General features: G+C 61.8%; 10 protein-coding genes. 4 read left to right on the forward strand and 6 right to left on the reverse strand.

All coding sequences use genetic code 11. The features are described from left to right. Nucleotides 1-9: 9 nt before the first annotated feature. The 3 genes from brnQ to phoB form a co-directional block, all read right to left on the reverse strand. Entirely contained in the window at nt 10-1,329 is a 1,320-nt protein-coding gene (brnQ, locus tag DW58_RS09210; RefSeq protein WP_024550882.1) for a branched-chain amino acid transporter carrier protein BrnQ, read from the reverse strand. 401 nt (nt 1,330-1,730) lie between these two features. Further along, on the reverse strand, nt 1,731-3,041 hold the full coding sequence (gene phoR, locus DW58_RS09215) for a phosphate regulon sensor histidine kinase PhoR (protein WP_024550881.1): 1,311 nt from the start codon (nt 3,039-3,041) through the stop codon (nt 1,731-1,733). Between the two features lie 21 nt (nt 3,042-3,062). After that, the gene (gene phoB, locus DW58_RS09220) at nt 3,063-3,752 is read right to left on the reverse strand and encodes a phosphate response regulator transcription factor PhoB (protein ID WP_024550880.1); all 690 of its coding nucleotides are present in this window, start codon (nt 3,750-3,752) and stop codon (nt 3,063-3,065) included. A 185-nt stretch (nt 3,753-3,937) separates the two neighbouring features. Between phoB and sbcD the strand changes: the two genes are divergently transcribed. Together sbcD and sbcC are read left to right on the forward strand one after the other, a co-directional pair. Then, nucleotides 3,938-5,152 (forward strand): exonuclease subunit SbcD, encoded by a 1,215-nt coding sequence (gene sbcD, locus DW58_RS09225; protein WP_024550879.1) that lies wholly within the window; start codon nt 3,938-3,940, stop codon nt 5,150-5,152. Further along, nucleotides 5,149-8,310: an exonuclease subunit SbcC gene (sbcC, locus tag DW58_RS09230; protein ID WP_029592792.1), complete on the forward strand. Its 3,162-nt coding sequence runs from the start codon at nt 5,149-5,151 to the stop codon at nt 8,308-8,310. The genes sbcD and sbcC overlap by 4 nt, the downstream gene beginning before the upstream one ends. A gap of 9 nt (nt 8,311-8,319) precedes the next feature. Here the strand turns inward: sbcC and DW58_RS09235 are convergent, their stop codons facing one another. Beyond that, nucleotides 8,320-9,075: a DeoR/GlpR family DNA-binding transcription regulator gene (locus tag DW58_RS09235; RefSeq protein WP_024550020.1), complete on the reverse strand. Its 756-nt coding sequence runs from the start codon at nt 9,073-9,075 to the stop codon at nt 8,320-8,322. A 79-nt stretch (nt 9,076-9,154) separates the two neighbouring features. On the opposite strand from DW58_RS09235, the gene DW58_RS09240 reads away from it, so the two are divergent. Beyond that, nucleotides 9,155-9,751, forward strand: coding sequence for an NUDIX domain-containing protein (locus DW58_RS09240; protein WP_024550019.1), 597 nt, complete (start codon nt 9,155-9,157; stop codon nt 9,749-9,751). 52 nt (nt 9,752-9,803) lie between these two features. Here DW58_RS09240 and mak read toward each other — a convergent pair whose 3' ends face one another. Next, nucleotides 9,804-10,715: a fructokinase gene (gene mak, locus DW58_RS09245; RefSeq protein ID WP_024550018.1), complete on the reverse strand. Its 912-nt coding sequence runs from the start codon at nt 10,713-10,715 to the stop codon at nt 9,804-9,806. Nucleotides 10,716-10,840: 125 nt separating this feature from the next. On the opposite strand from mak, the gene rdgC reads away from it, so the two are divergent. Next, nucleotides 10,841-11,752: a recombination-associated protein RdgC gene (rdgC, locus tag DW58_RS09250; RefSeq protein ID WP_024550017.1), complete on the forward strand. Its 912-nt coding sequence runs from the start codon at nt 10,841-10,843 to the stop codon at nt 11,750-11,752. A 51-nt stretch (nt 11,753-11,803) separates the two neighbouring features. On the opposite strand, the gene ppnP is transcribed toward rdgC, so the two are convergent. After that, a complete protein-coding gene (gene ppnP / locus DW58_RS09255; protein WP_024550016.1) occupies nt 11,804-12,094 on the reverse strand; it encodes a pyrimidine/purine nucleoside phosphorylase in 291 nt (96 codons plus the stop codon). Between the last annotated feature and the right edge of the window lie 72 nt (nt 12,095-12,166).

Raw genomic sequence — 12,166 nt, forward strand, 5'->3', positions numbered from 1 at the left:
TGCACACGCTTAGTGCGCGTTTGACGTCGCTTGCCTTCCCGCAACGCGGTCCCAGATGATGGACGCGACCAGCACAATCAGAGACGGGATAAGCCACGCCAGATTCTGATCGGCCAGCGGCAGATGCTGCATCCAGCCCGGCAGCGCATCGGACAGCGCCGAGGTTTTGATGCCGTCAATCACGCCGAACACCAGGCTGACGAACATCGCGGGCGCAATCACGCGGGTCGCGCTGTTCCACCACGGACGGGTGAAGCTTAACACAATCAGCACGATACACGGCGGGTAAATGGCGGTCAGCACCGGCACGGAGATCTGAATCAGGTGGCTCAGACCGAGGTTTGACACCAGCATCGAGAAGCCGCCGAGGATAAATACCAGCGCGCGGTAGGAGAGCGGCAGGTACTGGGCGAAGAACTCTGCGCAGGCGCAGGTCAGGCCAACCGCCGTCACCATGCAGGCGATAAAGATCAGCGCCGCCAGCAGGAAGCTGCCCGCGTTACCGAAGGTATGCTGCACGTAAGCATGCAGAATTGCCGCGCCGTTAGCAGACTGATCCACCAGAATGGCGCTGTCTGAACCCAGGCGGAACAGCGCCAGGTAGAGCAGCGTCAGGCCGACGCCGGCAATCAGACCGGCCCACACGGTATAGCGGGTCAGCAGGCGCGCTTCGGTGACGCCGCGCGAGCGGGCGGCGTTAACGATGACGATACCGAACACCAGCGCCCCGAGGGTATCCATGGTGAGATAGCCGTTCACAAACCCGTTCGAGAACGCGGCGTTTTGATAGGTGTCGGTGGCGACGCTGATGTCACCTGCCGGCCACATAATCGCGGCGAGGCTCAGCACTACCAGCGCAATAATTTTCAGCGGTGCCAGGAAGTTACCGACGGTATCCAGCAGCTTGCCCGGATAGAGCGACACGCCAATCACCAGCAGGAAGTAGACGATGCTGTAGATCAGCAGCGGCGCCACGCCGGTGCCGGTCAGCGGCGCGATGCCCACTTCAAAGGAGACGGTCGCGGTACGCGGTGTGGCGAACAGCGGCCCGACGGCGAGGTAGCACACCGTCGCCAGCAGCACGCCCGCCTTTTTACCGATAGGCGTGCTCAGGCTGTCAACACCGCCGCCCACGCGTGCCAGAGCGACAACCGTCAGCACCGGCAGACCAACCGCAGTCAGCAGAAAACCCAATGCGGCAGTCCAGACGTGTTCGCCTGCCTGTAAGCCAACCATTGGAGGGAAAATGATATTGCCTGCGCCAACGAACAGCGCAAAGGTCATAAAGCCCAGGGCAATAATGTCGCGTGATTTTAAGTGATGGGTCATAAAACTCTTACGGCTCGTGGATATGGTGTTGTGGTTAAAAAGATTTTTCACCGGTAACGTGGCGAAAAAGTGGTGTTTACCTTGAAAGACAGCTGGATATGCTTCCCGATTACGCAGGTGGAGAATAGTTTTTCGATTTACCGCGCAATCACAGTCTGACTGGTAACAACAGGGGCGCAATTTAAACGCTTATAACGTTTAAAGGCAAGGTGGGATCGTAAAACCAGACTATTATTCCATTTACAGAAGCAAGGCCAGAGATAAACGCTATTTTCACGACTTTGCTGCGACCAATCATGCGACTAAAAAAGCATCAGCCGGCGAAATCTGTTCATCGGTTTTTCTGATGACAGGCAGCAAAAAGGCCAGAAACCTGGCCTCTGGAAAGATAAGTTGGCGTTTTACGCCTGGGTAACGGCAGAGTTGGCCTGCACGATAAGCCGCTCCGGGAGCATGAAGGAGAAGCAGGCACCCTCACCCGGCGTGCTCTCGATATCAAGCCGCGCATCGTGGTGGTTCACCGCATGCTTCACAATTGCCAGTCCCAGTCCGCTGCCGCCGGTCTGACGCGACCGCGCTTTATCGACCCGGTAGAAACGCTCGGTGAGACGCGGAATATGCTGCTGCGCAATGCCCGGTCCGTTATCCGATACGCTAAACCACGCGCCGTGCGGCACGCGCTTCCAGCATACGGTAATCTCCGTGCCGGTCGGGGTATGGTTGACGGCGTTATAGACCAGGTTCGACATGGCGCTGCGCAGCTGCTCTTCGTTACCGAGCACTACCAGATCCGGTTCAATCTCAAAGTGCAGAACGTGATTGCCGTGGCTGAGGGTTTGCGCCTCGCGCTCCACCACCCGCAGCATCATCGGCACATCGATCTTTTCGTTGAGCACCAGCGCTGGCGACGCTTCGATTTTCGAGAGCGTCAGCAGCTGTCTGACCAGGCTCTCCATGCGGGAGGTCTGCTCGCGCATAGTGTGCAGCGCTTTTGAGCGCAGCGGCTCCTCCAGCTTCTGCTCCTGCATCATCTCCAGATACCCCTGCAACACCGTCAGCGGCGTGCGCAGTTCGTGGCTGACGTTGGCGAAGAAGTTGCGTCGCGCGCCCTCAAGCTGGTGCATCTGGGTCACGTCCCGTGCGGCCATCAGCAGCTGCTGTTCGCTGTAGGGCATAATGCGGAACTCAAGGTGGCGGCCATTGTTAAGCACCAGATTGAGCGGGTGGGAGAAATCCTGTTTGTGGAGGTAGCTGGTAAACTCGGGGTAACGCAGCAGGTTGAGGATATTCTGCCCGTTATCGTCCGGCCAGCGCAGGCCTAACAGCTGCTGCGCCAGCCCGTTGCACCAGAAGATGGTGCCCTCTTCGGTGGTGAGGATCACCGCATCCGGCAGCGACTCGGCGCCGCTGCGAAAGCGTTTAATCAGGCTCCCCAGTTCACGGCGCCGTTTTTTGTTGCGCATCTGCATCTGGTAAAGCCCGTGCAGCAGAGGCTCCCAGCTTCCGCTGCCCGGCGGCGGCGTCATGCTGCGATCGACCCACAGCCACCAGGAAAGGCGGAGTAAATTCCAGAAATGCCAGATGAGCAACCCGGTTACCGCCGCCAGTAAAAACCACGGCAGATAGCCGAATATCGCGCCCAGAACCAGCGCCGGCAGGCAGCACATCGCCAGTTCCAGCACCAGTCTTTTCCATGACAGCCGTTCCAGCACGGTTACACTCCCTTCAGATTGTCAGAAACGCGCAGAGAAGCGATAGCCCGTTCCGCGTACCGTTTGCACCATACGATCGTGGCCGCTGTGCTCCAGCGCCTTACGCAGGCGGCGAATATGCACATCTACCGTGCGATCTTCGACGTACACATTGGTGCCCCAGACGTTATTCAGCAGCTGTTCACGGCTGTAAACACGCTCCGGGTGAGTCATAAAGAAGTGTAACAGCTTGAACTCGGTTGGCCCCATATCGAGCGGGTTATCGCCGGTCATCACGCGATGCGATGACGGGTCGAGGCTCAGCCCCTGCATTTCAATCACCTCTTCCACCGCCATCGGCGAGATGCGGCGCATCACGGCTTTAATGCGCGCCACCAGCTCTTTGGGCGAAAAGGGTTTGGTGATGTAGTCGTCCGCGCCCGTCTCCAGGCCGCGCACCCGATCTTCCTCTTCGCCGCGCGCGGTCAGCATCATCACCGGAATATCGCGGGTCAGGGCTTCACGTTTGAGGTGCTTGATAAACTGCAGACCGGAACCGCCAGGCAGCATCCAGTCGAGCAAAATGAGATCCGGCCAGGGCTCATTCAGATTGTTTATTGCGCTGTCATAATCTTCGGCTTCAACAGGCTGAAAACCGTTTTGTTCGAGCACAAAGCACACCATTTCACGAATAGGAGCTTCGTCTTCTACGACCAGAATGCGTCTCGCCATAATTTGCCCTGTTATATAAGTCACCAATATTAAACGCGGCGCCATTATGCTTCACATTTATGACAGATTTATGAAAAACATGACCATTCTATGACCGCAGAAAGCGGTTGCGCCATCCATCGCGACATCTCACGCTCAGCTTGTTTATAATCGCCCCCACGCATTTTTTCCACGAAGGACCTCGCATGCGCCTGCTTCACACCTCAGACTGGCACCTTGGGCAGAACTTTTACACGAAAAGCCGTGCCGCCGAGCATCAGGCCTTTCTCGACTGGCTGATCGCCGCCGCCCGTCAGCATGAGGTGGACGCCATTATCGTCGCCGGGGATATTTTCGATACCGGCACGCCCCCGAGCTACGCGCGCGAGCTGTATAACCGCTTTGTGGTCAACCTACAGGCCACCGGCTGTCAGCTGATTGTGATGGGCGGCAACCACGACTCGGTTGCCACGCTCAACGAATCCCGCGAGCTGCTGGCCTGCCTCAACACCTGGGTGTTCGCCAGCGCCGGCGTGGTGCCGGAGAACCAGGCGCGCGAGCTGAAACGGCGGGACGGCACCCCGGGGGCCATCCTCTGCCCGGTGCCCTTCCTGCGTCCGCGCGACATTATCAAAAGCCAGGCGGGGCTGTCGGGAAGTGAAAAACAAGCCCAGCTGCTGCACGCCATCACCGACCATTATCAGCAGTGCTATGCCGCGGCCTGCGCCCTGCGCGGCGACCGGGCGCTGCCGATCATCGCCACCGGCCACCTGACCACCGTCGGTGCCAGTAAAAGTGACGCGGTACGCGACATCTACATCGGCACGCTCGAAGCCTTCCCGGCGGAGCGTTTCCCCGCGGCGGATTATATCGCGCTCGGGCACATCCATCGCCCGCAAAAAGTGGTAGCCAGCGGCCATATTCGCTACAGCGGGTCGCCCATCGCCCTGAGCTTTGACGAAACCGGCAGCGAGAAAAGCGTGCTGCTGGTGGAGTTCAGCGACGGCAAACTCCAGCAGGTCACGCCCCTGCCGGTGCCGGTCACCCAGCCGCTGGCGGTGCTGAAAGGCGATCTGGCCGCCATTGAGAGCCAGCTGGAACGCTGGCGCGATGCCCCGGCCGACCCCAAAGTATGGCTGGATATCGAAGTGAGCGGCGACGCGGTGATGTTCGACATGCAGCGTCAGGTGCTGGCGATGACGGAAGATCTGCCGGTAGAGGTGGTGTTGCTGCGCCGCAGCCGCGAGCAGCGCGCCCTGATGCTGTCGGGCCAGCACTACGAAACCCTCAGCGAACTGCGGGTAGAGGAGGTGTTCGATCGCCGTCTGGCGCTGGAGTCGCTGGAGGATGACGAGGCGAAAGCGCTGCATCAGCTGTTTGCCAGAACGCTCAACGGCCTGCACGAAGGGGAAGACGCATGAAAATTCTCAGCCTGCGACTGAAAAATCTCAACTCCCTCAAGGGCGAATGGAAAATCGACTTTACCGCCGAGCCGTTCGCCAGTAACGGCCTGTTTGCCATTACCGGGCCTACCGGGGCGGGCAAAACCACGCTGCTCGACGCCATCTGCCTGGCGCTTTACCACAAGACCCCGCGCCTGAGTAACATCTCCCAGACCCAGAACGACCTGATGACCCGCGACACCGCCGAGTGTCTGGCCGAGGTAGAGTTTGAGGTGAAAGGCGTGGCGTACCGCGCCTTCTGGAGCCAGTACCGGGCGCGCGGCCTGATCGACGGCAACCTGCAGGCGCCGCGCGTCGAACTGGCGCGGGTGGATGACGGCACCATCCTCGCCGATAAGATTAAAGACAAGATCGACATGGTCGCCAGCCTTACCGGGCTGGACTACGACCGCTTTACCCGCTCGATGATGCTCTCCCAGGGGCAGTTCGCCGCGTTTCTCAACGCCGATGCCAAAGAGCGCGCGGAGCTGCTGGAGGAGCTGACCGGCACCGAGATCTACGGCATTCTCTCCGCCAGGGTATTTGAGCGGCACAAAGAGGCGCGCATTGCGCTGGAAAAAATCGAAGCCCAGGCGCAGGGCGTGGTGCTGCTGGACGATGAGCAGCAACAGCAGCTGGCTCAACGTTTGCAGGTACTTACTGACGAAGAGAAGCAGCTGCTGGCCGAACAGCAGACGCTTCAGGCGCAGCAGCAGTGGCTCAGCCAGCGTGGCGGGCTGACGGCGGAACAGCAGCGCGCGCGTCAGGCGCTGACCGAGGCAGAGCAGGCGCTCCGGAACGCCGCCCCTGAACTGGAAACGCTCGCCCGCGCCCTGCCCGCCGAACGGCTGCGCCCCCACTGGCAGCAGCGCCAGGAGCGTCAGCAGGCGCAGCAGCAGATCGCCAGCCAGACAGAAAGTGTAAGTACTCGCTTACAGCAGGCCACCTTGCGCCGTCAGCAGATCCGCCAGTATGCCGCCGCTCAGCTGGCGCAGCTTAACGGCGAAACGCAGCAGGTGCAGAACTGGCTGCGTGAGCACGACCGCTTCCGCCTGTGGAGCGCCGAGCTGGCCGGGTGGCGCGTGGCGTTCACCCAGCAGCAGCGCGATGACAAGCATCTCTCCGACCTGCGTAGCGCCATTCTCGCCAGCCAGCAGCGGCTGGACTCGCTGCCGGACCCGGCCTTGACCCTGACGCGGGAGGAAGTGAGCGCCAATTTACAGCAGTTGACGGCGGCGCGCGCCGGACGCCAGCAACTCGCCCAGCTCCAGCCGCAGTTTGCCGCGCTGGATCAGCGACGCACCGAGCGCGAGCGCGAGCTTGCCGAGCTGGACAAGCAGATTGCCGAGGGCGACAGTGCGCTGGCCGTCAAACGCCAGCAGTACAAGGACAAGCGTCAGCACGAAAGCGATCTGGAAAAGTTGGTGGAGCAGGAGCGCGTGATCCTCAGCCTCGAGCAGGAGCGCGCCCGGCTGCAGCCGGACACGCCCTGCCCGCTGTGCGGCTCTACGCAGCACCCGGCGGTCGCCGCCTATCAGGCGCTCCAGCCCGGCGAGAACACCCAACGGCTGGCCGGCCTGAAGCAAGAGGTCGCGACCCTTGCCGAACAGGGTTTTGCCCTGAAAGGCCAGCTCGACACCCAGCGCCAGCAGCGTACCCGGCTGGCCGCCGCGCTCACCGCCATGCAGGAGGAAGAGCAGGCGCTCTCTTCACGCTGGCATCAGCAGTGCGCCGCGCTCAACGTCTCCCTGACGCCACGGGACGACGTCAACGGCTGGCTGGCGCAGGAGGAGCGGCGCGAAACGCAGCTGCGCCAGCTGGACGAACGCCTGACGCTGGCCGCCCAGCTGCAGGCCGACCAGCAGCGCTACGACCGCCAGCTTGCCGACGTTAACCAGCAGCGCGACGCGCTGCGTACCGCGCTGGAGGCGGTCGGGCTTGACTCTCCGGCAGCGGGCGACGCCCAGGCCTGGCTGGCGGCACGTCAGCAGGAGGCCCGGGCGTGGCAGCAGCATCAGGAGCAGCTCCCGCAGCTTCACGAGCGTACCCGGACGCTTGAAACCCTGCTCGCGGCCATCGACGACGACGGGACCACCCCCCCGCCGCTTCCCGAGCGCGAGCAGGCCGATGCGCTGCGCGACTGGCAGGCGCTGCACAGCGAGTGCCACACCCTCGACGGCCAGCTCCGGCTGCTGCACACGCAGCGTCAGCAGAGCGATCGCGAGGCGGCCCGCGCCGCAGAGCAGTTCGAAACCGCGCTGCGCGACAGCCCGTTCCACGACGAGGCCGACTTCCTCAGCGCGCTGCTGGATGAGGCCCGGCGCGTGGCGCTTGAGCAGCGCAAGCAGCAGCTGGAACGCCAGCAGCAGCAGTGCGGCGTGCTGTTGCAGCAGGCGGAAAGCGCGCTGGCGCAGCATCAGGCGGCGCGGCCTGCCCAGCTGGCAGAGGATGCCGATCTGTCCCTCGTATCCTCCCGGCTGGCAGAGCTGGCCCAGCGGCTGCGCGACACCACCACGCGCCAGGGGGAGATCGCCCAGCAGCAGCGTCAGGATGCGGAGAACCGCGCCCGGCTTGCCGGTCTGCAACAGGAGATTGCCCACGCCCGCCAGGAGCTGGATACCTGGGGTCAGCTCAACCACCTGATTGGCTCGCAGAAGGGCGATAAGTTCCGCAAGTTCGCCCAGGGCCTGACGCTCGATAACCTGGTGTGGCTGGCGAACAACCAGCTGACCCGTCTGCACGGGCGCTATCTGCTTAAGCGTAAGGCCAGCGATGCGCTGGAGCTTGAGGTGGTGGATACCTGGCAGGGTGACGCGGAGCGCGACACGCGCACGCTCTCCGGCGGCGAGAGTTTCCTGGTCAGCCTTGCGCTGGCGCTGGCGCTCTCGGATCTGGTGAGCTACAAAACGCGCATCGACTCGCTGTTCCTGGACGAAGGTTTCGGCACGCTCGATGCCGAAACGCTGGATATTGCCCTGGACGCGCTGGACGCGCTCAACGCCAGCGGGAAAACCATCGGCGTGATAAGCCACGTCGAGGCGATGAAGGAGCGCATCCCGGTGCAGATCAAGGTGCAGAAGCTCAACGGGCTGGGCATCAGCCGCCTGGCGCGGGAGTTTGCGGTGAAGGCGACGTAACGCCAGCGGTCACGCCCTGATAATCGCGATCCCGCGCGCGGCGAACGGCGCGGTCAGGCTCTCCTCCAGGCTGCGCTCCACCACCAGCGTATTGACCAGCGAGACATCGCCGATCACCCAGCGCGAGGCGGTGTTGATCTTCTCCGCCGAGGCCAGCACTACGGTCTCGGCGGCGCGCGACGCGAAGGCCCGTTTGACGCACGACTCCTCATAATCCCCGGTGCTTAACCCCGCCTCGCAGTGGACGCCGGTGACGCCCATGAAGAACAGATCGGCGCGCACGTTGGCGATCCCCTCGATCGCGGCCGCCCCCACCGCCACCAGTGAATGCTTGTACAGCCGCCCGCCGATCGTGATCACTTCGATATGCGGGTGATCCGCCAGCGCCAGCGCAATGCTCGGGCTGTGCGTCACCACCGTCAGCTCAAGGCTGTGGGGCAGACACGCCACCAGCTCGGCGGTGGTGGTGCCGCCATCGATAATCACCACCTGCCCCGGTTCAATCAGCGCCGCCCCGCGCCGGGCGATAGCGCGTTTGGAATCCAGCGCCAGGGTTTTGCGCTCGGCAAAGGGGGCAATCGCCGCGGAGGCTGGCAGCGCGCCGCCGTGCACGCGTTGAAGCAGCCCTTCCGCCGAAAGCTCGCGCAGATCGCGCCGTATGGTGTCCTCGGACACGCCGAACGTTTCGCTCAGCGTCTTCGATACCACCTGCCCGTCGGCGGCCAGCTGCTCCAGGATGCGCTGTTTACGTTGTGACGTCAGCATAAAAACCCCTTGCACGAAATTGCATGATGATGCACAAATATGCACACAATGTGGCTATCCTAAGGCTGAAGGGGGAAGGATGCAATCTGAACATGCAAGAATACGCACCATTAGCAGTGAAGTGCTGTCGGACGACTGGTATCTGCTCAAGAAGTACACCTTTGAACAACAGCGGCGCGACGGGGAGTGGCAGCGGCAGAGTCGCGAAGTGTACGATCGCGGCAACGGCGCAACGATCCTGCTCTACAACCGCGCGCAGCGCACCGTGATCCTGACCCGCCAGTTTCGCTACCCGGTGTTCGTCAACGGGCACAATGGCTTTCTGCTGGAGGCGGCGGCTGGCCTGCTCGACAGTAGCGATCCCGAAACCCGCATTCGCGCCGAAGCGCAGGAGGAGACCGGGTATCAGGTCGCAGAGGTTGAGCACGTGTTTGACGCCTTCATGAGCCCCGGCTCGGTCACCGAAAAGCTGCACTTTTTTGTCGCCGAATATCAGGCCAGCCAGCGAACGACGGACGGCGGCGGCGTGAAGGACGAAGGGGAGGATATCGAAGTGGTGGAGATGCCGTTCCAGGAAGCCATGACCGCCATCCGCGACGGGCGGATTGTCGATGCCAAGACCATCATGCTGCTCCAGCACCTTGCACTGAACCAGTTTGCCGGGGAACGCGAATAACTTTCGTCCGGCAGGCGGATTGTCAGGCCTGGCGCACCAGGCCTGACAGCGTTTACGGGTTAAGCGGCCACAGCCAGGCCGCGCCGCGCACCCCGCTGGAGTCGCCGTGCAGCGCTTTGCGGATCGGGGTATGGCACTCTCCGCCAAATACCCAGTGCGGCAGCAGCTGCGGCACGGTTTTATAGAGCCGATCGACGTTGCTCATGCCGCCACCCAGCACGATCACGTCCGGATCGAGGACGTTAACGATGTGCGCCAGGGATTTGGCAAGGCGCAGCTCGTAGCGGGAGAGCGCCAGCTCCGCCAGCGGATCCTGCTCCTCCGCCAGACGAATAATATCGTTACCCTTGAGCGACTGGCCGCTCAGGCGCTGGTAGTCCGTGGCAAAGCCGGTGCCGGAGATAAAGGTTTCGATACAGCCCTGTTTGCCGCAGTAGCAGGGCACCTCTTCGCGATGGCGCAGCTCGTCCTCGTCCATCCACGGCAGCGGGTTGTGGCCCCACTCGCCGGCATTACCGTTGCCGCCGGTATGCACCCGTCCGCCGATCGCCATTCCTGCGCCGCAGCCGGTACCGATGATCACCCCGAACACGGTTTGCGCGCCGCTGGCGGCACCGTCCACCGCTTCCGAGACCGCAAAACAGTTCGCGTCGTTCGCCAGGCGCACCTCGCGCTGCAGCCGCTGGCTGAGATCCTTATCCAGCGGTTTCCCGTTAAGCCAGGTGGAGTTGGCATTTTTCACCACCCCGCTGAACGGCGAAATCGACCCCGGCATCCCGATGCCGACGCTGCCCGTCTCGCCGGTTTCCGCCTCTGCTAACGCCACCAGCGCGGCGATGTCCTCCACGGTGCGGGCGTAATCGTCCCGGGCCGTGGCGATACGATGACGAAACCGCTGCTGCCCGTCATCGCCCAGCGCGATAACTTCCGTTTTAGTACCGCCTAAATCAATGCCGATGCGCACAGAACTCTCCTCATAATCAAACCGTTAGCTCTGAGAGTAGAGCCCTGCTGCGTTAATCGCAATGAAACCCGTCCGACAATTCGCTATCATGCCCGCTGCATTTAACTGGCAGGCTGGAAACGAACATGCTGTGGTTTAAAAATTTAATGGTTTACCGTTTGAGCCGCGACGTCTCACTGCGCGCGGAAGAGATGGAGAAACAACTGGCGGCGTTTACCTTCACGCCCTGCGGTAGTCAGGATATGGCCAAAACCGGCTGGGTATCGCCGATGGGATCGCACAGCGACGCCCTGACCCACGAATCCAACGGCCAGATTATTATCTGCGCCCGTAAAGAAGAAAAAATGCTGCCGGCCCCGGTCATCAAACAGGCGCTGGAAGCGAAGATTGCCAAACTCGAAGCCGAGCAGGCGCGCAAGCTGAAGAAGACCGAAAAAGATTCGCTGAAAGATGAAGTGCTGCACTCCCTGCTGCCGCGCGCCTTCAGCCGCTTCAGCCAGACCATGATGTGGATCGATACCGTGAACGGGCTGATCATGGTGGACTGCGCCAGCGCCAAAAAAGCGGAAGATACCCTCGCGCTGCTGCGTAAGAGCCTCGGCTCGCTGCCGGTCGTGCCGCTGGCGCTGGAAACCCCGATTGAGCTGACGCTTACCGAATGGGTACGCTCCGGCACCGTGGCGCAGGGCTTCCAGCTGCTGGACGAAGCCGAGCTGAAAGCGATGCTGGAAGGCGGCGGCGTGATCCGCTGCAAGCAGCAGGATCTGGTCAGCGACGAAATCGCCGTGCATATCGAAGCTGGAAAAGTGGTGACGAAGCTGGCCCTCGACTGGCAGCAGCGTATTCAGTTCATGATGTGCGACGATGGCTCCATTAAGCGCCTGAAGTTTGCCGATGAACTGCGCGACCAGAATGAAGACATTGAACGTGAAGATGTGGCGGGTCGTTTTGATGCGGACTTTATCCTGATGACCGGCGAGCTCGCCGCGTTGATTCAGAATATCGTTGAAGGACTGGGCGGCGAAGCGCAACGCTAAGCCGGGTCACTGACTGACGGCGCGGCGCCCTGCCGCACCGTCAGCATCGCCTTACCCTTTAAGGTAACGGCAGAGATAGGACGTCGGCTCTGCGACCTGAAGATGAAATTCGCTGTGCCCCGGCACGTTAAAGCGCTCCCCCGGACCATACACTTTCCACTCCGTTTCGCCAGGCAGCAGCACGTTCAGCGCCCCGCTTACGACCGTCATCTCTTCAGGTTGCGCCGTGGAGAAGTTGTATTCCCCTTCGGCCATCACCCCGACGCTGGCTTTGCCGGTCGTGCTGCTGGTAAAGCCGATCGATTTTACTTTGCCGGAAAAGTACTCATTGCTCTGAAGCATAGACGTGTCCTTATCATCATGGTCGAAAATCCACTATAGGGGGCAGCATCCGCCACTGTCACGCAAATTGTG

The organism is Siccibacter turicensis LMG 23730 (genome assembly GCF_000463155.2).
Classification (GTDB): Bacteria; Pseudomonadota; Gammaproteobacteria; order Enterobacterales; family Enterobacteriaceae; genus Siccibacter; species Siccibacter turicensis.

Bases quoted from the DNA above. Each gene is read 5' to 3' on its own strand.
- brnQ (WP_024550882.1), bottom strand. From the start codon at position 1,329: ATGACCCATCACTTAAAATCACGCGACATTATTGCCCTGGGCTTTATG.
- phoB (WP_024550880.1), bottom strand. From the start codon at position 3,752: ATGGCGAGACGCATTCTGGTCGTAGAAGACGAAGCTCCTATTCGTGAA.
- sbcD (WP_024550879.1), top strand. From the start codon at position 3,938: ATGCGCCTGCTTCACACCTCAGACTGGCACCTTGGGCAGAACTTTTAC.
- sbcC (WP_029592792.1), top strand. From the start codon at position 5,149: ATGAAAATTCTCAGCCTGCGACTGAAAAATCTCAACTCCCTCAAGGGC.
- DW58_RS09235 (WP_024550020.1), bottom strand. From the start codon at position 9,075: ATGCTGACGTCACAACGTAAACAGCGCATCCTGGAGCAGCTGGCCGCC.
- DW58_RS09240 (WP_024550019.1), top strand. From the start codon at position 9,155: ATGCAATCTGAACATGCAAGAATACGCACCATTAGCAGTGAAGTGCTG.
- rdgC (WP_024550017.1), top strand. From the start codon at position 10,841: ATGCTGTGGTTTAAAAATTTAATGGTTTACCGTTTGAGCCGCGACGTC.
- ppnP (WP_024550016.1), bottom strand. From the start codon at position 12,094: ATGCTTCAGAGCAATGAGTACTTTTCCGGCAAAGTAAAATCGATCGGC.